Source organism: Paenibacillus sp. 2RAB27 (assembly GCF_052115445.1).
Classification (GTDB): Bacteria; Bacillota; Bacilli; order Paenibacillales; family NBRC-103111; genus Paenibacillus_E.
On sequence record NZ_JBFRGR010000002.1, the window covers coordinates 357,957 to 382,769 of the forward strand.

Genomic DNA, 24,813 nt, shown 5'->3' on the forward strand with positions numbered 1-24,813 from the left:
TTCGCGTGCAGCCTCCCGTTACAGTAAATACTTGCGAATAAAGTACGTCGGTGTACAGCTCCATGCATGGCAATAGCTATTAATTAAATTACTGCCATAGGGTGATAGCTTTTTATCGTTGGGGTTATAGATTTCCCAGAAGCAATCCGCTCCGTCTTTGACCATTTCGCCCCAATACGCTCTGATTTGCTCAATCGCTTGTTCAGGTCTACCGCTTTCAAATAAAGCTTCAATGAAATGATGATACATATAAGGCGTTGTCATTCCGATTTCTGGCGGAGACTCCAATAGTCGATCCATCAAATGACCATTTTCTACCTCGTTCAACACGCCCGCCAGAGCCATCCACACCTGAGATGCCCATGAAACCTGCTTACCTGCTCCACTTACAAAGAATCCAGTTTTCTCGTCCCATAAATACTGCAGTGCGCTGTTTGTCACATGATCAATTTGTTCTGAAATGAATGCTGCTTCTTGACTTTTGCCCAGCTCTTTCGCCAGTCCAAGGCCCCGTTTGAGACAATACAGCAAAATAGCTTGCGCAGATGCTTGTTTATTTAGCTCCGGATGCCAATCCGTGAAGCACCACCAGGTTTCATCATCACGCACCACTCCGTAAGCATCTAATCGACCTAATCCGATCTCTATTTGTTCGAAGGCAACTGGCCATAAATCTACTAGTGCTTCTCTATCCTTGGATGCTTCATAATAATCGAATAAGGTAGCTACGAAAAAGAGCGAATAATCATAAAGTCGCGTATCATCGACTAACGGTTTGGGCTTTTCAAAGACACAAGCCCCAACAGCACCGTCATCAAGTGTCATACCGCCAAACAAGTACAAGCATCGCTTCACCAGATCATAATGATGGAAGGTTTGATAGTTCGCCAAAGCTTGTAGTCTTAAATCCCCGATCCACAACCTGCGGTCCCGCTTCGGTCCGTCCTCGAATACCGTTTGCATGCAGTCTTGAAGCGTCTTCATGCTAATCGCATCGATGACTTGTAAGTCAGCCGGAACATTGGCGGGCAGCGGAGTTAATTCCCTCACATCAGCAGAAGTAACCGCTGTGCAATGAATATCGGTAAACTGGACCGTAAACTTACGGGAGGTATCGATAATCATCATTTTCACATACCGGAAACAATATCTACGAGGCAGTTTTAGAACGGTAGGTAAAACATCGATATAAATCGTCTCTTCCTGCAGCCAGGATTTACTCAACCAACCTTCATAACTGTCAAAAGATTCCGCCACCTCACATGGCATCTCGCCAAAGATGAGCTTCAGCCCGAGCGGGGCATCTTGAGGACTGCCCACAGACTTAATCGCAAAGGAGAGATAACCTACCTGATGATCGCCAAAATCCAGAATGAAGCTATCATCCTTCCCGAAGGATTTTGCTTCTAACGCTTCCACACTCTCCGTTTCTTGTGTTCTCCACCCTTGAAAAGCTTCTTCATCCGCTACGACCTCGATGACTGATTTAGGCTTAACCATAGACTCGTGCAAGTCAGGAGTTAGCTTTTCTGCTATTTCTACAAATTTTTGATATATTCCCATTACGCTTAAAACACTCCTATCTGTGCGGCTGGATAACTTATATGAGAACTAGTTCAGCGAGCATCGCATCCATTTGTTGCTTCGTTATGCCTGTCATCGTGTTTTCCCCCAACTGCTTGATCGTCGACTTGCGAACGAAATTAAGAAAGGGACCTTCGAATAAGGCTGACATATGTTTTCGGAAAATTGACGTTGCCGCTTCATGATCCAGCACATCATTGATTCTCGAATGTTCATTAAATTTTACGCGGAATAAATCATGATTCGTATAGTTGAACGTATAATCTCCAGATCCAAGAACGACACAAACCCCTTGCTCGACTTCACTTATGGATTGAATGCCAGGGATCGAGGTATCGAGGGAAAGTCCCCCTTCTAGCACGCTGCCAAGCGCAGCTCCCGTAAGAATAACTTCTGCAGTTGTATTAGCAGGAACACGAACCATCAGTTGAATTTGCCCCTGATCAACCTGCCAACCGGATTCAATTCGTCCATAAAGCGAAGTATGCGCTGCTTTGGCATAAGAGAGACTATTCCGTCCAAATAATGGCTCGATATGAATTCGTTTGAAGGCTGGTACGGTAACGTCCATATCCAAGCCGGCTATTTTGCGGTACATCCAGTCTCCGATGGCGCCATAAGCATAGTGGTTAAAAGAGTTCATATCATCGCTCCAGAAGGAACCGTCAGATTTCATGCTGTCCCAATGCTCCCAGATGGTTGTCGCTCCCTTGGAAACGGAATACAGCCACCCTGGATAGCTTTCTTGCAACAGCAGTTTAACCGCTGTTTCATGATAGCCGTTATTCGAAAGCGCGAAGCACAAGTACGGTGTGCCCACGAAGCCCGTTGATAAATGATAATCATTATCTAGAATGAGTTCATTGAGATCCTTCGCGACTCTTGCGCTCACCTCATCCTCGACCAAATCGAAAACGAGTGCAAGGATATGCGCAGTTTGCGTCGGAGCTGCAACGCGTCCATTTTACGTTATAAATTCATCCTGGAAGGCTTGAATGATACCTTGATAAAGCTCATCGAAGGATTGTGCCTCTTCCTCATGTCCTAGAGCTCTTGCCGCATCCCGAACAATACGTGTCGAATAGGCATAATAAGCCGTTGCAACTAGCGCTACGGGAGTCGCACCGATGTAGCTATTTTCTTTCGCATCCAGCGCAAGCCAATCGCCAAAATGGAAACCTGTGTTCCATAAATATTCTTGCTCACCTTGCGATCGGATGTAAGAAATCCATCCTTTCATGCTTTCATATTGTTCAGCAAGCAGACGTTTATCCCCATAATATTGATAAACCGTCCAAGGGCAGATCACAGCAGCGTCTCCCCAAGCAGCCGAATTCTCGCCGCCTACAACATCGGGGACCACAAAAGGAATCCCACCATTGGGTCTTTGTTCAGCCTTCACATCATGCAGCCATTTCGTGAAGAAGGGACCGCCTTGGTAATTAAATAGCGCCGTGGAGATGAAAACCTGTGCATCCCCCGTCCACCCTAAGCGTTCGTCACGCTGCGGACAATCCGTCGGTACGTCTAAGAAATTACCTCGTTGACCCCAACGAATGTTGCGTTGCAACTGATTCACTCTAGCATCCGAGCATTCGAACTCGCCTGTCGACTCCATATCGGTATGCATGACTTCACCGACAAAAGCATCCAGCGGCAAGCCGTTTTCTTGGCCTGGGAAGCCCTCAACCTTCACATAGCGAAAGCCCATGAAACTGAAATGAGGTGCATAGGTTTCAGGGCCGTTCCCCTTGGCAATATAGGTCACGACCTGCTTCGCTGGCCGCAGGTTGCCGAAATAAATATTGCCTTCTTTATCCAATACTTCAGCATGCTTTAACTCAATTCGCGTACCCGCAGGAGCGGTTACGGTAAAGCGCATGCGGCCTACCATATTTTGACCCATATCGAGCACATGATCGCCCGCAGGCGTTATGAAATAAGCGATAGGACGTATCGTTTCCGTTACACGTGTCGGTGCATTTTCTTGTGGTATCAGCCTATCAAAGCTGATATCTGAATAAATCTCCGTGGATCTCCACTCATCATCTCGGAAGCGTGCCGAGCTCCAGCCAGCTTGCTCCAAACGTGCATCATACGTTTCACCATGGTAAATCGTTGCATACTGAATCGCACCTGTTGAAGCTTTCCATGTCGTATCCGTGGCTACAACAGTCTCTGTACCGTCTTGATATCGAATATGCAGCTGTGCGAGGACAGCCCGACGTTCGCCGTATTTAAAGTTTTTATTCTCAAAGCCCATCCCGCTTTTGTACCAGCCGTCACCGAGTAGAATCCCGATCCCATTGCCCTCTGGATGAAGCAAATCCGTAACATCATAGGTTTGAACTTGCAAACGAGTTGGATAACTCGTCCATCCTGGCGCCAATAACTCATCAGAAACACGCGTTCCATTTAGATACAGCTCGTAGACGCCAGCCGCCGTTGCATATATACGTGCAGATTGGATGGTTCCCTTAACCTCAAATTGCTTGCGGAGTAGAAAGGCAGCCTCGGACTGTGAATCGATCTCACTCTCGTTAGGTGTGACCCAATCGGCTGACCATTCGGCTCGATCTAACAAGCCCATCTCCCACCAAGCGACCTCACTCCATGCGGATTCTCGACCAAAGTTATCCCAGACTTTCACTTTATATAGGTAACGAGTTCTTGACTGTAGCTGCTGTCCCCCATAAACTATTTGAATCGATTGATCGGATTCCGTATAGCCTGTGTCCCATACTGGCTTTGTAAAATCAGCATCTTCTTTAGCTACGATGATCTGATAACCACGCTGCAGTGTGCCGCGGCGATCGGATTCAATTTGCCAGCTTAACTGAGGACTCCCCGCTCCAATACCAAGCGGATTCGTTCTATATTCACATTTCAACGTCGTAACCTGTAAATTCCCCATTGTTGTCCTCCTCTTTGACGATCCCATGATTAGCCTTTAACTGAACCTGCTGTCATACCTGCTACAATCTTTTTGTTAAAGAAAATGAATAAGACGAGAGGCGGTAATGTGATCAGTAAAATATTCATAAATAGCAAATTCCATTGCGTGACAAATTGACTTTGGAAGTTGTACAACGTTAGTTGTACAGTCGCATTCTTAGCTCCCGGGAAGAAATACAGAGGGTTCGTAAAGTCGTTAAAAATCCCGACAGATGACGTGACAATAATCGTTGCCGTTACGGGCTGCAGAAGCGGCAGAATGATTCTGTAGAACAACCCAAATCCACTGCTTCCATCCACCACAGCAGCTTCATCGACTTCACGTGGAATGCCTGACATAAAGCCTTTGTACAACAGAACCCCGAAAGGAAATCCTAGTGCAACCTCGACAAGAACGAGTCCTGGCAGCGTTTTGAACAAACCAAGACCATTCAATACCCAGATCGTGGGTACGATGGCTGGCGGTATAATTAATCCAGACAGGACAAGGAAATTGAGCCATGGCGTGGCACGATCGCTTCTACGCTGCATCACAAAGCCTGCCATCGCACAGACAAGAATCAACACGATAATGGATAAAACGGTTAGCAAGGTGCTGTTATAAAAAGCTCGCAATAGCATGTAATCCCGAGCTGTAATGACTTCTTTCAAATTATCCCAAAGATGAATGGTAGAAGGCCAAGCTAAGTTTAATAGGGAGGATTCTTTCTTATCCTTGAGCGCATTAACGACAACAAAGTAGAACGGAATCCAGAAGATCACAATGGTCAGAAGAATGGCAATGACTTCAATGCTTAAACCTTTTATTTTTCTGCTCATAGTTCCGCCTCTTTTCTATTCAGGTACGAATACAGCGGAAGGGCTAACGCCGTTACCACGATGAATAAGATTACGTTTCCTGCCGTAGCCAGCCCATAATAACCACCTTGGTACTGCTTGTAAATAATGGAAGCGATAAGGTCAGTCGTAAATCCAGGTCCACCTTTGGTCATCGCCCAAACGAGATCGAAGGAACGCAAGCCACCAATAAAGGATAAAATAATGACCGAATTCGTTGCCGGACGGCTTAACGGGAGAATAATATTCCAGAACTTATGGAATGCGCCTCCACCATCCATTTCGAGTGCTTCATAGTATTCCTGAGGAATGGAGAGAATTCCTGCGATATAAATAACAGTCGCAAAGCCCACGCCTTTCCATACATCTACAAGTGCAACAGACAGCAGCGCTATACGGGTATCGCCTAACCAGTCAGGACCAACAATCCCAATTGCTGCTAGTGCTGTATTAATTAAACCTTGTGTCGGATGCATCATCATACTGAACGTAATTCCGACTGCAATGGTACTTAGCAAAGTAGGGAAAAATATAACAGACCGCAGATATCCCTTGGCTCTTATTTTTGAAGTTAGAAAAACACCAAGCAACAATCCCAAAACTACCTTTAATACACAAGTAACTACCGCATAAATGAGGGTATTCTTAAATCCGATCAGTAACGACGCTTCTTGGAAAAACATTTTAAAGTTATCCAAACCGATAAACGTCCAACTCGTTAAATTCCATCTTGTCAAACTGAAGAAAAAAGACATAATGGTCGGAAAAATAAAAATCAATACATAGATAATGGCTGCAGGAATAAGGAAAGCATATGAGTACGTACGTTTGAACACCTTGGCCACCGAAATCACCCCTAAGTTTGAGAAAAGAGCCGGTCCTGCATGAATTTCGCATCGCCGACTCCCTTCTGATTAATCTTTAACTATTACCAGCCTTGCAGACCTAATTGCTTGGCTTGTTTTTCAACATCTTTATCATAAACCTCTGCGCCTTGTTTACCTGTTTTGATAGCTGCGCCGACTTCAGTAGTAATTTGCGGCAAGCTTGCGCCTTTAATTGGAGATACAAATTCCAAGGCTGGTGCTGTTTTGTTGCCATCAAAGTATGGCGTCATATCTTTCACCGCTTGCGCGACGTCATCCGGCAGCTTTGCACCTTTAATCGCATAAGGACCTGATGGCATAGAAGCAGCCGACTGAGCAGCAACACCATCCATAGAAGCGATGAATTCAACGAATTTCTTCGCCTGCTCCGCATGTTTCGTTGCTTTATAAATATAAGCACCACTTGGCATCCACACCGTCAAACCATTCGTAGCTGCACTATCCCCTGGTTGTGCAAAGAAACCGATATCCTTCATTTTGTCTGGGAAATTCTGCTGGAGTGCTGGTGTTGCAAAAGATAGCATCGGATATTGAGCGCCTTTGCCTTCCGCTAGCATTTTCAACCCCGCATCATAGGTTGTTGCTAAGAAATCTTTGTTCATGTAACCCTTTTTCGCGATTTCTTCCAGCTTTTCGAAGCTTTTCAGTGCCGCTGCATCCTTCGCATATTTGGTTTTATTCGCTGTATAATCTTCCGCAAACTTCGGATTGGCGGCTTGGACATTGTAATAATCCGCTAGTACGACCAATTGTGATGTCCAATCATCTTTGTAAGAACCGATGACAGCCGTGATACCAGCTGCTTTAATTTTCTCACTGTTCGCCATCAATTCAGCCCATGTTTTCGGCACGGAGAGACCGAGATCAGCATAAATCTTTTTGTTGTAGAACCAGCCGCCAGCCATCGTCGAGCCAATCGGGCCCGCATAAACTTTCCCTTTAGAAGAAACCGTTGGTTTAAAGGAATCAATCACATTCGCTTGAAAAGGTTCATTGGTTAGATCAAGCAGATTTTGTTCGGGATTAAGCGCTTGCATAAGTGATCCACTGTTATAGAAAAACACGTCGGTCATATCTCCAGTAGCTAGACGGGTTTTGACGATATTATCGCCTTCTCCGCCGCCAGGGCGAGTCTCTGTTTCAACATGAATGTTCGGATACTTTTTTTCGAATGCCGCGACAATCCCTTTTGCAACATTGACAGAATCCTGAGTATTATCAATTAGAAGTGAAATGGTTACCTTTTCATCAGTTTTTTTAGTTCCCGCATCTGTTGCTTTCCCTTTCGTATCGTCAGATGATGTGGATGTCGTTCCACAGCCTGCTACCACACTAGCCAATAATACCGAAGTGGACATTGCGGCAACCCATTTTGTTATCTTTGTACTCATCTTCAAATCCCCCTTAGTCATCTTGGTTAGGATCAATCGATTCCTATGTTCAGGCACGAGTTCGTTTTCCCCGTGCTTTTATCTTAATCGCTTTTCCTAACCTCAGGCAGTGCGTCATTCTTCTGATTCGTGTCCGTATTTTTTAGATGCCCGAGGGATTGGTTAACTGATCTTTATATTGTCCAGGTGTATGTCCCGTATATTTTTTAAATACATCAGAGAAGTGTCTATAGGTATGATACCCAACTTTCTCACTCACATCATTCACTTTCAAACCGCGGCTAAGCAGCGTCTTAGCAAGCTCCATGCGCATGCGGGTGACATATTTAATGTAGGACTCGCCAACTTCCTCCTTAAATAACACGCTGAAATAGGTGGGATTCATGCCAACATGCTCGGCTACCTCTTGAAGTGTGACATCTCGCGTATAGTTTTGCTCCATATAAGTACGAGCACGTGTGACGGACGCATGTCTTGAATGCTCACGGGCATCCATCGTACTGCCAACAATCATCTCAAGTTGACTGCGAAACCATTCCGTCATTTTCCCTCTTGCTGCCATTTCCCGAAATTCAACATGTGGACGGTAATCCTCAGGTATATGACTTGTTTTGTCGCCAACTGACTTTCTCGCTTCTTCCAGAGCCAAATAAAGCAGCTTAAGCATTTCATGTTCAGCCACTTCGCTATCCAGTTTTTCCATTTGGATCCAAGCTATAAAACGATCAATCTGCTCGAGCATGCCCGCCTTATTACCAGAACGCAAACTCAGAATAATCGCTTCCTCTCGTTCGTTTAAACCCTCGGGCCGGGTAATCAAATCACCCAAATCCTCAAAACGTACGATCCCCTTTTCTCCCAGAAAATGAGCGGATCGCAACGCACGCAGCGCTTCTTTAAAGCTTTGCGCGGCATCTTTCAGCTCCGCATATGTCCGTCCGCTCCCCACAGAGATGCCAGCTAGCTCGGACTCCAATTGCAGCTGCTCCCAGAACTCGGGGGTTGGCTGCTGGGCATGTACACATACATGTAATCTCTCAACACCATGCCGAAGCGGAATCACCGTATAGTCCGTATGCTCCGGCATGTGCAACTGAATGGATTCCGTAGCAAGAACGGTCACGCCTGCGAGAGACTCCGCCACCGCTCCATAAATGTCTAGCCACTTCGCTTCCGCTTCTGCGCCGATAAATAATAAATCGAATGTCGCTTTCTCCAAAAGCTCGCGATGGCTGCTGCTTACTTTCGTCTTAAGCTCCAGTACTTCTTGTTGTTGGCTGATCTTATCCATCACCTTGCGGATCGCTTTCTCAATCGTTGGGATCGTAATTGGCTTTTCTAAATAATCGGCAACACCTAGATTGATGGCTCTCTTCACGTATTCAAACTCATTGAATCCACTAAACACAATACATAGCGTTTCAGGCGCTTCTCGCATAATCTCTTCGATCAGCTGAAGTCCATCCATACCGGGCATCCGTATATCCGTGAAAATAAGCTGAGGTTGATGCTCTCGAAATAATTCGAGTGCAGATAGGCCATTATCAGCCGTGCCAATGAGCTCAATGCCAAAGCTTGGCCAGTCTATCATTTCACGAAGGCCTTGAAGCACAATATATTCATCATCAAACACCGCGGCCTTAAGCATCTGTATCCCTCTTTTCACCGAATAGTTGAAAACGAATTTGGATCTGAGTACCTTGATTGACTACACTCGAAATTGTTAATGAACTGGTCGTTCCATAGTACAAGGTCAATCGTTCACGAACATTCTTCAAACCATAACCTTGTTCCGTTGCAGCCAAATCGGCTATTCCTACTCCGTTATCTTCCACTGTAAAAACAAGATATCCATCATCCCTTTTCCCAGTAAGTCGAATTGTACCCTCGCCTACTTTAGGTTCTAGGCCATGATAAATGGCATTTTCAACAAGAGGTTGAAGCAGCAGCTTCATAATCTCCATCCCCATCAAGGCAGGCTCAACCTCTTCTATATATTGAAACCGATTATGATAACGAATATTCTGAATGGTCATGTAATGCTCAATATGCTTTAGTTCCTTATAAACAGATATGGTATCTTTTCCTTTATTTAGGCTTAATTTAAAGCTTTCCGATAAGGAAATCGCCATCTGAGCGACATCATGATTCTTTTGCAAAGCCGCCATCCAATAGATCGAATCTAAGGTGTTATATAAAAAATGCGGCTTAATTTGCGCCTGCAGCGCCCGCAGCTCCGCCTCTCGCTCCTTTAATTGGGCATGTATCAGCCGCTCATTTAATTCTTTATTTTCAGAGACTACGCGTTTAAAGGTTTCCCCGATCGTCCCTACCTCGTCCTGTTCAAACGTCTCTTCGAATTCTCTAGCTCCCTTCGTCCAATCTACCATCATTTTTTTGATCTGTAGAAGCGGACGGGTAATACTGCCAGATATAAAAATGGAATACAACAGCGCAATTACGCCCATAGAACCGGCAATGAGTGTTGTGATTGTCCGAATTTGATTCGATTGCTTAAGCAGCTCATTCACTTTAATAAGATGAATAAATGTCCAATCCGTCGTTTGGTTCTTATATTGGCTAACAAGATAACCACTTTGCATCAATTGGTGAATAAGGGATTCACTGTCCCCTTCTTTGAGAGTGGAATTATCGGTTAACCCGTTATTAAACACGACTTTACTTCTTTCAGGAGAATTATCCAACGCCATGAAACCACCGGCATTGCTGTTTTCATTAAAAATATTGGTGAAAATATCCGTTGAGATATTCACAACTAGTAGACCAATCGTTTGTCCGCTTGGACTTGATGCATCCCGAAATAATTTGACTGTGGAAAATGAATTCTTCGAATGATCGAGGACATCATAGCCAAGAAAAACAACCTTTCCTTGATCTTGTAAAGCACTTGTATACCAATCCGTTTGCTGGATGAGCTTGATTTTATCTGGCTTCTCATAAACTCCTGCGTCATCAGAGCGTCCAGCACAGAAAGTCTTGAATTCCAAATTAAATACACAGATGGAGTTTACAAACTTGGTATCAAACTGGTTGTTATTAATCGCTTTTTGCAGCCTATTGGAGGTCCATTCACTTGTCAATTCAGGTTCCGTGCTCTGTGCAGTGTTGCTGTTCGACAAAACCTCCCTCACCTCATTGTTCACCACGATGGAACGATTCATATTAATAATGTTGCGAAATAATAAATCCGCCACTTCACTGGATGTTTCCAAATGGTTTTCATAGGTTTGCGCATTCGTTTCCATCAATGTGTTCTTGGCAATATCGAAAGACATATAACCTACAATCATAATTGGAGGTAAAGAGATGATGATCATAGCCACGAGAAACCGGCTTCGAAGCCGCTGTAAACGGAATCTTGATTTGAGATACCGCAATCTGTTTTTCATATTGTGCATCCCCCATCCATTGTCGTATATATCTTAAGATAAAATGAAAGCTATATAGGTATTATAACTAGATCACCCCTAGTAACATAATGTGCTTATTTTTTGGGTGAGTGTCCGTTTTTTTTGGGTGAGCAGAACGCAAAGACCCGGAGGTCCATTCATGTATGGATAACCGGGTCAATTTTCGTTTTTATAATCGTTAGGCGATACATATATTATTCACGGCCTATTATTTCAAGCAAAAAGGACTTAAAATCGACAATACGCTGGCTCCGTGGTCTATGCTCCGTCCCACCGCCTAAATCCGTTTCGCTTATTGATCAATTCTCGATAGACCTTCATGAATGTACCTCATTTCTATGCTTATCCCTTGATACCGCTTGAAGTAATGCCCTCAACGAAAAATTTTTGTGCAAAAACAAAAAGTAGTACAGGCAATAAGATAACAATAGAAGCCCCAGCCATTTGAAGTGAATAATTGGACCCATATTGTGTTGAAAAATATTGAAGTCCGACGGTTACCATTTGTTTCTTCTCGCTTGAAATAAAGATAAATGGACTTGCATAGTCATTCCAAATATAAACGAAAGAAAAAACAATCATGGTCATTAAAGCAGGAACAGCAAGCGGGAGGATGATTCGAAAATAAACACGATAATGGGAGCATCCGTCAATAATTGCTGCTTCCGTAAGTTCTTTTGGAATACCCATAAAAAATTGCCTTAAGAGAAATAGAAAAAATACATCAAAAACAGCAGGAATAATGAGCACCCAATGTGTGTTTATCAGATGCATGTACTTATAGATTAAAAATCTAGCTACGATTGTTGTATCGGGAGGAATGGCCAATGTGGATAAGGATATAAAAAGCAGTACATTTCTTCCTTTAAAATTCAATCTAGCAAAGGCGTATGCAGCCATTGTTACGACGATACCACGTAATAAAATCGATAGCGCTACTACTTTCAGCGAATTCCCTATCCAACGAAAGTAATTCGGTGAGGTTAGCAACGTTTGATAGTTACCCCAATAGATCTGTTCGGGAATCATATGTTTCAGCGGTTCATTAAACGCTTGAACCGTCGTTTTAAGTGAAGCAGATATCATAAATAGAAAAGGAAATAACATCATCAACGCTACAATGAATACGAAGAATGAGTAAGCAAGTGTAGCGATCGATAGTCTATTTTTAGCGATGAATGGCCTAGTCGATTGTTTGGCAATTAATAATGCACCCATTTCTTCTGCCCTCCCCATTGAATAACTGAAATAATCATAATAATTAGAAATAGGACAATGGCTTGTGCAGCAGCATAGCTGTAGTGATTGAATGAAAATGCCTCTTCGTAGATATTAAGAGAACTCACACGGGATGCTGTTCCTGGCCCACCTTTGGTCAGCGCGTTGAAAATGGTGAAATTCTGAAACGAACCAATCGTGGCTGTTATTATTAAAAAGAAGCTTGTCGGCGAGATGATTGGCAATGTAATACGAACCAATTTTTTAAGTTTGGATGCCCCATCTATCTCAGCAGCTTCATATAATTCCTTGGATACACCCTGCAGTGCCGCCAAATAAACAATCATTTGGAACGGAAAATTCAACCAAATGGCTACCATCGCTGTAGTGGGAATCGCCATCTTCGCACTGGCAAACCATAAGGGTGGATTGGAAATACCGAATACTTTAAGCAGAGCATTCACAAACCCGCCGAATGGATCGAACAGCAATGAAAACACAATTGAGATTGCAACAATGTTTGCCACATAAGGCATTAGAAATAGTGATCGGCTAAAGCTTTTCCAATAGAAATACTTATTCAGGAGCACAGCAGCGATAAACCCAACCGCCGTAAGGAATGGCACATAGAGGATCGTATAATAAAAGCTTTTTAGATACGATGAGACTGCAATGGGATCCTTCCAAATGGCTGTGTAATTAGCTAAGCCCACCCATGTAACTGCGTTCAATGGTTTAAAATTATTCAAGTCCACAAAACTAATAAAAAAGGCATAAAATAAAGGTGCAAATTGAAAAATGATAAATCCAATAAAGAAAGGTAAAACGAATACACATGCAGCTCGTGCCTCTTGTTTCTCTAGGCTTCCGATAGTTCTCTTTATTCTCAGCTTAGACATCTCCGACTTCCTCCTACAACAAAGGAGCACCCTATCTTCCTAAGTGCTCCTTCCGAATTGATTGAATTAATTCTTCAAGGTTTTGGCTTTGTCAATGGCTTCGTCTGCACGTGATTTGATCGCTTTAATCGCGTCATCCAGCGGTTTTTGTCCTACAAGATACGACTCGCCTTCTTGTAAAATAATTTTTCCATATTCCGCAGCAATCGAACCTGTAATTTTTTCTGGTTTGAGACCTAAGTTAGGTGTCAAAAATACATCCTTCAGATCTTCCGAAGTAATACTATCTGCAGCAGGGAATTTGGATGCCATTTCATTAAATATTTTATCCGTATCGTCTTTGGCTAAATCGACACGTGCTGGCGTGCCGGATCCGCCATACTTATATTGATTGTCTGCAAGCCAATTCACAAAATCAGCTGCTTCCTTCGGATGTTTAGAAAATTTGTTAATACCATTACCAGAAGTAATACCGATCATGTTCTTGCCACTTGGATCAACTGGCGGTTGCGTAATCCCGACCTTCCAATCGCGTGGATAGGTCTTCAAGTCAATTGGTGCAAAGGCAAACCAAGTTCCCGTGAATTGCATGGCATATTTTCCGTTCATAAAGACATCATAGGGGATTTTCTTGGACTTTGTTTCAAGCCAGCTCGGCTGAATTTTCAATTTATTCCCTAGATCCCCTAACCATTGTAAAGATTCTTTGAACGAAGGATCATCATAATTCGATGTACCATCCGCTTTATAACCACTAATACCTCTCTGTGCAGCTAATAAATAGAATGTATTATCGTAATCTGGGAAGTTTGATCCGTAAATCCCCTTGCTTGGATCCGTTAATTTCTTAGCGGTCTCCACATATTGATCCCATGTCCATTCCCCCTTCGGATATGCTACTTTAGCGTCATCAAAAATCTTTTTATTATAGAATACGGCCCATGTTCCTGCGCCCGTTGGCAGCATGTAAACTTTATCGTTAAATTTGGTCAAGTATTTGCCATATTTCTTCTCATAATCAACTCCCGCCTGCTTGTAAATGTCATTCAAGGGGAGGAGAAACCCACTGTTTGCATATTTAGCGTGAATAATTGGATTTTGAAGTGGGATCACATCGACATTCCCAGACGTCGAAAGATCAATATCGATCTTTTTATAGATCACATCTCCATCGCCAGCAACTGTCTCTAACTCGACTGTGTTACCAGAAACCTTTTTATAATCCTCTAATAGGGTCTTAGTTGCTGGTAAGTTAGCATTTCCAGAAGTGGAATACCATTTGAGGGTTACTGGTTCTTTGGCAGCTGGTGTAGTCACTGCACTGCTTGATGGTGAAACTGTTGGAGCGACGCTGGCAGCAATTTCATCATTCTTCGTACTACAACCGGCTAGAGACAATACGATCATACCGCCGATTAATAAGGTAACACTTGCGTTTCTACCGTTCATTTCCCCCACTTTTCATACCCCTTTTCGTTTGTTTCTGCTACTTCTTTACTATAATTCTTAACACCTTCCATTCAAATGTAATATCTTTCGAGTTTTTCACCTTTCTCTACTTCCCATAAATTGTTCATCATTTCAATTTGTAATAAATAAAGAAAAAATGGTTTTTTTTGAGATCATACCAATTATCTATACTTGAGAGGCGACTCTCCTACATTTTTTTTGAATACTTTACTGAAATAATATTCATCCGAATATCCGACTTCTCTGGCTATTTCTGCGATTCTTAAATCCGTCGTTTTTAATAAAAACTTGGCTTGACTGATCCTAACCTCTGTAATATACTCAATAAAATTTTGACCTGTTTCTTTTTTATAGAGATTGCTTAGGTAAGCTGTAGAGAGCTGCAAATGTTCGGCAACCTTTTCTAAAGAAAGGTCTTCTTTGTAATGCTTATTAATAAATTGCTTCGTTATAAATACCCGCATATTCTCATTGTTATTTAGCAATTGATCTGTAATTCGTTGCTTTAATTGGTTAATCCAATCGATAAAATCAACCTTTAAATTCATATTCGTTATCTCACTGTACATCTCTTTATGAATGATATTTTTTCCTGTTAATTGATATTTTTCTACAAAGGTTTGAAATAAATAATAAATGGCATAACATAACCCCGTTAATAATTCCTTCGTTAAGTTATTGGATTGGCTCATTTTCTGGACTAACAGCTGTAGCGCATCATGAATCGACTTGACTTCTCCATCAAGTAGGGCTGATTCAACCTTTTTCATTTCTACCGAAATATCCTCGTTTTCTTGTAGGGACATTTGCTTTATTTCACGATAATGAATACTGCTACCTCTTGGGAAAATAAATTTAAATCGGATAGCCTCTTTCGCTTCCTTGAAGGCTTGCTTGATTGGCATTTCCTCCTGATGGTCATCGCTAATCCCGATGCAAACCGACGTGCTTAAATATTTACGCAAGGAAGTTCTCATATTGTTTGTCAACTCAGTTAACCTTTCTCCACGATCAACTCTCTCGTTCTTCCTCAATGAGAAAATGGCTATAAATTGTTTCGGATATAGGCTTACAACCTGTCCTTCGGCATAGCTGGATAAAACTTCTTCTACAATATTAAGAATAGAATAATCAAGTAAATGCGGGGATTCGCCATATTTATCATAAATAGTTAAATCATCGACCTCGACGATTAAACAACTCAGATTTTTTTCCAAATAATTTACATTGAGCACATGTAATTGTTTCTGAATTTCTTCTTTATTCTGAATAACACCTAACAGCAAGTCTTTGATAAATTTTTCTTTATGAAGTGCTGTATGTATAAGCGGATACTCTTGAGATATCGATCTATTCAAATCCCTTTTTTGGGATGATAGTACGGCAACTCTAAGCTCCTCCATCATCTTCATCAATTGCTCAGGCTCCAGTTCTAATTTCAAAATATAATCCTCAGCACCGTGCTTCATGGCTTCCTTCACATAGGCCAAATCATCATAGGCACTTAACACGATGAATTTTGCAGGATGATTCTCATGCTTTAATTGCTTAATTAATTCAATCCCCGTCATAACAGGCATTTTAATATCTGTCAAAATAATATCAGGTGAATGCGTTCTCGCCATCTCTAATGCTTTCTTCCCATTCTCAGCTTCACCCACCAACTCAAACCCCAATTCTTCCCATGGTATGATCGATTTTATTCCTATTCTTACAAGGGCTTCATCATCAACAATTAGTATTTTCAACATCATGTTCATCCACCTATTCTCTATACGGATTCTCCCATTAAGTCCATAGGAAGCACGATACGAACCCTTGTATACACACCAAGTTCACTATCCACCTGAATGCCGTATCGTTCACCACAGATCATTTTGATACGAAGATTGACATTCATTACACCAATCCCGCCCGCGTAATCTTCTTCATTCATGTTCTCATTCAAAATTTTGGATATCTGAGTATCCGACATACCCACACCGCTATCTTCAACAACGATTTGGAGATTTGACTGATCCGTGAATATGTTAATTCGTATGCATCCAGGTTCTTCTTTTGGTTCGAGACCATGAAAGATGGCATTCTCAACAATCGGTTGTAAGATGAATTTGACGCATTTTAAGGAAAGTAAATGCTCATCTACGTCATAGAAAACCTGAAATTTTTCACGATATCGCGTTTGTTGAATATAGATATAATCCTTAATCATACCCAATTCATCATGCAATGTAGTCAATGTGCTTCTCTCTTTGAATGTATTTCTCAATAGTCTTCCCAATGCATCTACGACCTCTTTAATGCCATCCGACTTTTGAATGATAGCCATCCATCGGATTGTATTCAAGGTATTGTACAGAAAATGAGGTGTGATTTGCCCTTGCAGCGCCTTAATTTCTGCTTTTCTTTTTTGGGCTTCTTCCTCAATAACAAGGTTAAAAAGTGAATTAATACGCTCAATCATGTAGTTGAAGTTGACACTGAGCAGACCAATTTCATCAATATTGGAGATGTTGGATTTTACTAGCAAATTAGACCCCCTCACATCTTTCATCGTCAACGTTAATTTTTGTATAGGTTTTACAATCCCAGTTGAAATAAAAAACCAAAGAACGCCTGAGAAAAGCAAGGAAAGAAAAAATACAACCGTCGTAATTATAAAAATATTTTTATTATCCTTCGTTAGCATTTCAATAGGAACCATTTGAACAATTCGCCAGCCATACTTATTCAAATCATAGTTAGATACTAAATAGGCTTTGCCGTTTTTCTTTATCTCGAAATTAGAAAGCTTTTGTTCTTTGGGCAGAATAATACCATCCGACGCCAGACTCATAGCAAGCTTTTCTTGCGGGTATACGATCTTTCCCAGCTGATCTACAATATATAGTTGACTTTGTGTATTTGGAGATGCCTTACTTAAAATATCCGTAAATACATCCGTATTTAAACTCACATATAAGCTTCCAATATTCCTACTGTTAAAATCCCTGATAAATCTAGAGAGCGAGAATACTTGCTTAAATTGTGTCATTCCGGATTTATTGTCGTTGTCATGCACACCTATCCATAGTACATTCCCGCCTAACTCCTCCGAATGTTTATACCATTCCGAGGATTGAAGCAATTTCGTATCAATCGCATAAGCATCGCTCCCGTTCCCATATCTAAATTCACTTCCGTTCACACCAAAAATAAACAGAGAAGTGACGTATTTATAATAATTTGAATAAAATTCCACATTATTGATAACCTGATCCACTTTCTTATAATTAGCATAGTAATCTAATTGGTTATGATTATCTGAGCTAATTGCCTGCTGAATATCCTCATTTATATAAATTAATTCTGTGATTTTTTCTATTCCCGATAATTCCTTTTCGATAGAGTTGCCAATATATAAGAGATTCTCATGAAATGAATCACTTACTTTCTCTTTCAATATTTTCACGGATACCAAATACGAACTTATACTAATCACTGAGGTAGGTAATAACAGGACTAATAGAAATGAAATCATTAGTTTATTTAAGATACTCTTTTTAAAAAAGCGAATTGGATTCACTCGCACTCCCCCTTACTTAGCTTGTTCACCAAGTCACTACAGCTCTTTTGTTTGCGCTTACATTTAGTTGTTGTGTCAAGAGAAGAACCAAAATTAATTACGTTATCTATCTAGTCAAAGCTCATTTTATTTAAAATGACTACATACTCACATGATAATTTTTGTGCTTGCATTGATATTTTTTGGGGGTTATATAAAAAAGCGCGAGTTTGGAGGGGATAACTTCCTCGTAACTCGCGCTTACTTGCGTAGAATAAAAGACTTCTAAGTTATTGGATAATCAACTGTGCAATGCCTACTAAGTCGATAATATCGATCTTGCCGTCGCGATTGTAGTCGGCAGCTTTAATCTCATTCCAATCCGCACTCGTTGTATCCTTTCCGTAATATAAAGCTACTGTGCCCAAGTCACCAATATCGATGAAAGTGTCTTTATTGACATCTCCTGTCGAGAAGACTGTAATCATTTGTTGGTTAAAATGTTGAATGGCTTGGTTTAATACATTGGCCATCTCATCCAGCTGCTCCTGAGTAGACGCAGAATTCAAGTTCATACTATTCGCAGCGTTGATAACGAGTAATAACGCTGCCTTAGCGTCTGCCGGAAATTGCCCGACATGGGCTCCCACAACGGCGCTATCATATACGGACTGCGCTGTATTCATGACAGCCAAAAGCTTTGTCTGATCAACGGTAAGAATAGAAACCAACAAATTAACTGTTGTAGACGCCATGGTTTGATCTAGCTCATTAGAAAGAGTAACATCAGTTAATTGGAAATTGGCTGTTACGGGTTGATGAATCGATTTCGCATGCCAATTGATCTTGAATACATCTCCGCTCGTTGTTAAAGCCCCTGCTGCTCCTTGGCTCGCAGCCGTAATTCGTATTAGGCCTGGTACATCCGTTTGGATTTGTTGCATTTCGAATCCAGATTTCAGCGAATCTACGGAAACATAGTCCATCAAACTGACATCATAGCTTACTATGAAATCTGCCGCATATACCGCGGAATGTACACTGTCTGACACATTGCTTAAGCCAAAATTGGTTGTGAAGGACGACCCTGCTTGAACGGTTGTCGGCCCCGTAAGGGCAGCTTCCAGTACATTGCTCTGCTGCGGTATTTGACCGCTAATTGTAATCGTCGTGGAACCTTGTACACCACTGCCGTCAGTAGCCGTCGCTACCACTTTTACTATCCCGTTCTTCTTGGCCGTAAGCAGACCATTTGTATTGATGATTGCTTTATCTGTTAGGGCTACGCCATCTGCTTCATAGACCGCCCATTTCACAGACTTGTTCGTCGCATTAGCAGGGAGCACCGAAGCTTGTAATTGAAGGCTTCCGTCCTTCACGATAATCGTCGACGTCGAACTTATGACTGCGATAGATAGTACATTATATGTGTTGTCCGTAACTGTAACGTTAGCTACAGCAGGTATGGCTGTGCCATCTACAGTTCCGTTTACACGAAAGGTACCAGCTGCTGCATACGCAGAAGCGTTAATCGGATTCCACTGGACCGATTTAGTGGCCGTTGTCGCATTGTTATATACAACTGTTACACTCGTAGGGAGTACTGGTGGCGCATAAGTAGCCGTAGCCACGCTAACTGGCATAACGCCAGAAATCACTGGTGTTGCTGCTTCAACAGTTAACTTCGCATCCGCCCAATCGCTGTGATCCTCGCTGTTTCCGTTGCCGGCATCAGTAACTTCTAATATAAGCGTTTTAAAACCTTTAACGTTTACCTTTACAAACTTGGCATCATCCGTTTCTTTCAACAAACTTCCGGAGTAAAGCGATTCAATCGTGTCATCGTTCTTCACTCCTGACACTTTAAACTGTATCGAACCGTTGTTGCTTCCTCCGTAAACTTCCTTATCTACGCCGATAAAGGCGGAGAAAGTTCCATAATTAGCGCCAGTAAGATCATACTTGACTGTTGAATTGGCATGGGTCCCAAGGCCTTTGGCAAAGGAAAGATTCTGATCTCCATTCTTCAATACGATCGCATTGCCGTCGATGCTCTTGTCGCGCTTAACTGTACTCCATCCGGATTGTGCACTTATCCAAGCCAAGTCGCTCAAATAGTCAACTTCAGGCAATTCTTCCTTCAATTCAGATTTACCTTCCGCAACTCTAAACGTCGCATTGGCCCAGCTTGCATGATCCTCGCTATTATCGCTATCGCTCTTATTAACAACCAGCTCCACGATGCTTGCGCCAGCTACACTGACATCGACCGGTTTAGCCACGTCGGTAACCTTCATTACACCGCTCGCAAATTTCTCTACGCCGTCTACAAGCACCTTGAATTCCACGTCAGCGTAAGACGGCGATTTGGCCATTTCTTGGTCGACCCCGACAAGAGCGGTAAAGGACTTATAATTTTTATCGGAAATGTCAAACATAATTCTCGACTCGGCATGTACGCCAAAGCCTTTCTCGTACGTTACAGCGCCGTTGCTGCCCATTAACTTTATCGCGATTCCATCCAGGCTTTTATCCTTCTTAACGGTTAACCAGCCTGAGGATGCGCTTAACCAGTTCAGATCACTCGCATAACGATCCACCAGCTCAAAGTTCAACGTATATACTTCTTGCGTCGCACCGCCGTCAGCTGTAGCTGTGATGGTCGTCGCGCCTGGCAAGCTATTAGCTGGGGTGATGACCAATTGGACGTCTTCAGACGCTTTGTCCACTGTAACGGTTGGAACTTCCAGGTTTTTTTCTCTCAAAACAGCCAGTGTCGCTACGCGATTCTCAGCATGAAGGCCTTTGACTGGCACTCCGTTCACTTTCACATTTTTAATCAGAGAAGGCAGTCTTTCCACTCTCCATAATTGACTGTCGCTTCCGGTAAACGTGTTTTGAACAACCGGATTTCCGTCAGCTGCAGAACCGTTGCTGTTTTCCAATGCCAACAGGCTGTTTACATTGGTGATTCTGAAGTAGCCATTGCCCACATTGGAGATGGCCCACTGCTGGTTGATGGCGGAAGGATCTGCAGCCGTTTCAGAATCTGTCCATTGAATGATTGCCTTCGCAGGCGATTTACTGGCGCCTGGAACATCCATAACTTGCCCGCTTAGCTTATTGGCAATCTTATATTTGCCCAGACCCAGATCGTCAATCACCCATTGCTGATCCAGCGCACCCGATTGGGTTCGCCCGGCAACAGCCGCTCCATTCGTCAAGGAATTGCCAACGCCCAATGCTTTGCCTGTCGCTTTATTGACGATGCGATACAACGTGTTGGCATCAAAGGAGTCAATCCCCGTCCGAGTTGGAGTTGCATTGGTGTAAGATCCGACTTCCAACTCGCCTGCAGCAGCGAAGCCGCCTACGGCCGAATTCACTTCCATTTTGACATAGCGTGCTGTTTGGGATGGGAAGGTCACACGTTTCATGGTCTTGTCCCCATCCCATGTGCCACTTTTAACCGAAGTGAAGTTCATACCGTCTTCACTCACATATAACGTGTACGAAGTAATCATGCCTTGTGCTAAATTTTGCGAAGGCAAGTAATTTAACATATTAATGTTGCTGTACGTGTATCCCAAATCCAGTGTAATGGATTGAGGCAGAGATCCGCTGGTTTGCCAAACAGTCTCAGAGTAAGTGCCTACATAATCCATAAGACCATCAATCACATTGCTCGCATTCCCGCTAGTAGCCGTTGCTGAATTAGCGGTAATCGGATGCTCCATCACGATTGGCTGTTGCGGCAGTGGAGGACGTGATTGATTCGGTGTCCAAGCTTGTCCGATCTGCGCTAATCGATTGACTACGTTATTATCCAACTCCCCATTCGGGTTCGGTGAAATGTTGAGCAAGAAGTTTGTATACCTCGGTTCCAAATAACCGAGATGATCCTGCACAATATTCTGCACGCTTGCCGGCTCTGTATTCGTCATCCAATTGTGCCAGAACCATTGATTGGAGACGAGCGGCATGCCCTGGTTAGCGGCAAACGTATTGTTGGAAGGTGCCCAAACGCCCTTAGGTTCTTCGAAATAAATGATGTCCTCATCCCATGGCTGCGTTTGTCCATTGTGATCCACAATAAGAATATTGGGCTGTAGGCGCTTGATCAATTCGCGAATTTCTTGGTAGGGAACTTCATTATGCCCCATCGCCCAAGCCCAGCCATCGATAATTAGAACAGGAATTTCGCCATAATTCGTTAACAATTCCGTTAATTGACCTTTTATGAATTCCATATCCGCTCTGCTGACGGAACCTTTTGCGATACCTTGCTGACGATCCCAGATAGAGAAGTATAGCCCCGGCAAAATTCCTTGCGCACGCATGGAATCTACATATTGCCTTACAATATCTTTCTTGTAGGAACTGTTCATCACGTTGTAATTGCCATATTTGGTTGGCCACAGGGCAAACCCGTCATGGTGCTTGGTCGTTAGAACCGTATATTTGATGCCTGCGGATTTGGCGGCTGTCGCCCATTGGTCCGTATTCACATGCTCAGGATTAAAAGAAAGTGGATCTTGTCCTGGCGTTACCCATTCCTGATCATGATAGGTTCCCATGTTATAGTGGATAAACATGCCAAACCTGAGGTCCACATAGTTTTTCTGATTCGTGTAACTATCATTTACCACTGGACTTGCTATATTTTGATTATTTGTAGTCGCAAACACGGGGGCCACTGAGACAAAAAGAAGCATAAATATAAGTCCTACGCATGTTGAAATCTTCTTACACAATTAATTCCCCTCCTTTTGAGGATTATTACTTATGGGCTAATTGATCAAATTCACATATTGAAGCACTCGTTTGATGATGACAGCCGCTTCAGCGCGAGTGGCTACATTTTGAGGTGCAAACGTCGTTTCTGTTTTGCCTTGAACCAATCCTTTGCCCACGGCATTTGCTACCGCGCTGCGAGCATAATCCGACACTAGGTCTTGATCAGCGAACGAAGTATTCGTCGAAGCCGCATTAGATGCTGATGTTCCTTGAACGAGCCCAGTCGCTTTCATCATCATCACGACCATCTGCTCTCTCGTAATCAGTTGATCCGGATTGAATCTGCCTTCGCCTACCCCTTCAACTAGACCGTACTTCGCTGCTGTACCTACCTCCGACGCATACCACTGTGTAGCAGCAACATCTGTAAATCCGGATGGTGTCGTTTCTGCCTGTAGCCCCAGTCCTCTTACAAGAAGTGCTGCAAACTGAGCCCGCGTCACTTGCATCTCCGGTGTATACGTGTGATCCGTTGTCCCGTTGATAATCATTTTGGAAGCTAAATCCTCAACATCCTTCTGTGCCCAATGACCAATCATATCGTCAAATGATTTCTTATTCTGAACGATAGCATACATACTGTTCGTGTTACGGATGATGGTTGCTTCTGTCTTACCGTTCTTCGTTGTGAACACAGATGGTACGAATTGCATTTCCCCCGTGATCGGGTCGTACACAACTGCAGTAGCCTTCGAAGGATCCTGAATGACACTATCTAATTGAACAACACGTGTTACAAAAGTGTTGCCAAAATTGTGGAACTCTTCTTCTTTATCCTTGGATTTCAGAATGATTTTGTAATCGATGACATCGCTTACTCGCTTCATACCATTCTCTGTGATGGATTGATCAAATTGCAGTTCATGCTGGCTTTTCGCTTTATCAATGCGAATGATGAGTGTTGCGCTAGCATCTGAACCGGTATTCGTACGAGCTTGGTCTAGTATCGAAATTGGCAAATTATACGTGCCTAAATGAGTGTGTATGGTCAAAATGGTTCCTTGATTATCTTTCAGACTGTTGCGTAAGATATCCAGTGGCAGTTCTACAGCGTTCGATGCACTAGTCCCTGGAATATCAAAATTAAGAACTGGATGATCCATACTGGTTGATGTGTGAAGATCTGCTAGTTTTTGAGTCAGTCTCTCACGATCGATAACTGCGGTTACCGATGTCCCGCCTCCCTCAGTCCGCATTTCTGATTCTTTGGGTACATATAGAGTCGGATCTTCTTTTGTCGGCCCTGGTCCTGGTCCTGCTCCTGCTCCTGCTCCTGCTCCTGGCCCTGATCCGGTGGTCTTTGCGTCAATCTGAATCGAAGCTTGATTGCTTAGCTGCCAAACAGTAGGCAATAATTGTGAAGTCACTGTCGTCATTTTTTGCAGACTTACGTTTGCCGATCCACTTTGAATAGCTTTGAATGACAACGTACACATACGAAGGTCGCCACTCTCACCTGCTACTTTACCCACTTTAGTCAAAGCGAAAGTAATTTGATTACCAGCATTTTGAACAACCTTATAACCCTCAAATGAGCCATTCGATTGATCTTTGTTGAATTCCAGTCGCGCTGCGTCATACGTTAATACAACTTCATATCCGTACAAATCCGTTACATTGTGACCTTGAATTGTAATGGTTACGTTCTCTCCTACCTTCACTTGAGAAACATTTGGCTCTGCTGTGAATGACGGAGTCCCTGCCCCTAGGGCCATTCCGATCGGTAATACCGTCAATAAAAGCATCCAGGTCATTAGTAATAAACCAACTTTGCGCATTTTGGCACACTCCTTCTTTAGT

13 protein-coding genes and 1 pseudogene are annotated in these 24,813 nt (G+C 42.8%); all 14 read right to left on the minus strand.

The features are described from left to right. Positions 1-18 precede the first annotated feature (18 nt). Positions 19-1,563 (minus strand): alpha-L-rhamnosidase-related protein, encoded by a 1,545-nt coding sequence (locus AB4114_RS04255; protein WP_441987296.1) that lies wholly within the window; start codon positions 1,561-1,563, stop codon positions 19-21. 37 nt (positions 1,564-1,600) lie between these two features. Continuing rightward, positions 1,601-4,498 (minus strand): annotated as a pseudogene (locus AB4114_RS04260) (family 78 glycoside hydrolase catalytic domain). 29 nt (positions 4,499-4,527) lie between these two features. Beyond that, positions 4,528-5,358 (minus strand): carbohydrate ABC transporter permease, encoded by an 831-nt coding sequence (locus AB4114_RS04265; RefSeq protein WP_441987297.1) that lies wholly within the window; start codon positions 5,356-5,358, stop codon positions 4,528-4,530. After that, a complete protein-coding gene (locus AB4114_RS04270) occupies positions 5,355-6,221 on the minus strand; it encodes a carbohydrate ABC transporter permease (RefSeq protein ID WP_441987298.1) in 867 nt (288 codons plus the stop codon). The genes AB4114_RS04265 and AB4114_RS04270 overlap by 4 nt, the downstream gene beginning before the upstream one ends. Before the next feature lie 83 nt (positions 6,222-6,304). Next, positions 6,305-7,654: an ABC transporter substrate-binding protein gene (locus AB4114_RS04275; protein ID WP_441987299.1), complete on the minus strand. Its 1,350-nt coding sequence runs from the start codon at positions 7,652-7,654 to the stop codon at positions 6,305-6,307. 142 nt (positions 7,655-7,796) lie between these two features. Beyond that, the gene (locus AB4114_RS04280; RefSeq protein WP_441987300.1) at positions 7,797-9,302 is read right to left on the minus strand and encodes a response regulator; all 1,506 of its coding nucleotides are present in this window, start codon (positions 9,300-9,302) and stop codon (positions 7,797-7,799) included. Continuing rightward, positions 9,295-11,064 (minus strand): sensor histidine kinase, encoded by a 1,770-nt coding sequence (locus tag AB4114_RS04285; protein WP_441987301.1) that lies wholly within the window; start codon positions 11,062-11,064, stop codon positions 9,295-9,297. The genes AB4114_RS04280 and AB4114_RS04285 overlap by 8 nt, the downstream gene beginning before the upstream one ends. 363 nt (positions 11,065-11,427) lie before the next feature. Next, positions 11,428-12,303, minus strand: a complete 876-nt coding sequence (locus tag AB4114_RS04290) for a carbohydrate ABC transporter permease (RefSeq protein ID WP_441987302.1) — start codon at positions 12,301-12,303, stop codon at positions 11,428-11,430. Next, positions 12,288-13,202 (minus strand): carbohydrate ABC transporter permease, encoded by a 915-nt coding sequence (locus AB4114_RS04295; RefSeq protein ID WP_441987303.1) that lies wholly within the window; start codon positions 13,200-13,202, stop codon positions 12,288-12,290. Before AB4114_RS04295 ends, AB4114_RS04290 begins: the two co-directional genes overlap by 16 nt. 66 nt (positions 13,203-13,268) lie before the next feature. Continuing rightward, positions 13,269-14,651 (minus strand): ABC transporter substrate-binding protein, encoded by a 1,383-nt coding sequence (locus AB4114_RS04300; protein WP_441987474.1) that lies wholly within the window; start codon positions 14,649-14,651, stop codon positions 13,269-13,271. Between the two features lie 182 nt (positions 14,652-14,833). After that, positions 14,834-16,426 (minus strand): response regulator, encoded by a 1,593-nt coding sequence (locus AB4114_RS04305; RefSeq protein WP_441987304.1) that lies wholly within the window; start codon positions 16,424-16,426, stop codon positions 14,834-14,836. 17 nt (positions 16,427-16,443) lie between these two features. Next, complete coding sequence (locus AB4114_RS04310) at positions 16,444-18,237, minus strand: cache domain-containing sensor histidine kinase (protein WP_441987305.1); 1,794 nt, start codon at positions 18,235-18,237, stop codon at positions 16,444-16,446. Between the two features lie 269 nt (positions 18,238-18,506). Then, the gene (locus tag AB4114_RS04315) at positions 18,507-22,970 is read right to left on the minus strand and encodes an NPCBM/NEW2 domain-containing protein (RefSeq protein WP_441987306.1); all 4,464 of its coding nucleotides are present in this window, start codon (positions 22,968-22,970) and stop codon (positions 18,507-18,509) included. Positions 22,971-23,006: 36 nt separating this feature from the next. Then, entirely contained in the window at positions 23,007-24,791 is a 1,785-nt protein-coding gene (locus tag AB4114_RS04320) for an S-layer homology domain-containing protein (protein ID WP_441987307.1), read from the minus strand. Between the last annotated feature and the right edge of the window lie 22 nt (positions 24,792-24,813).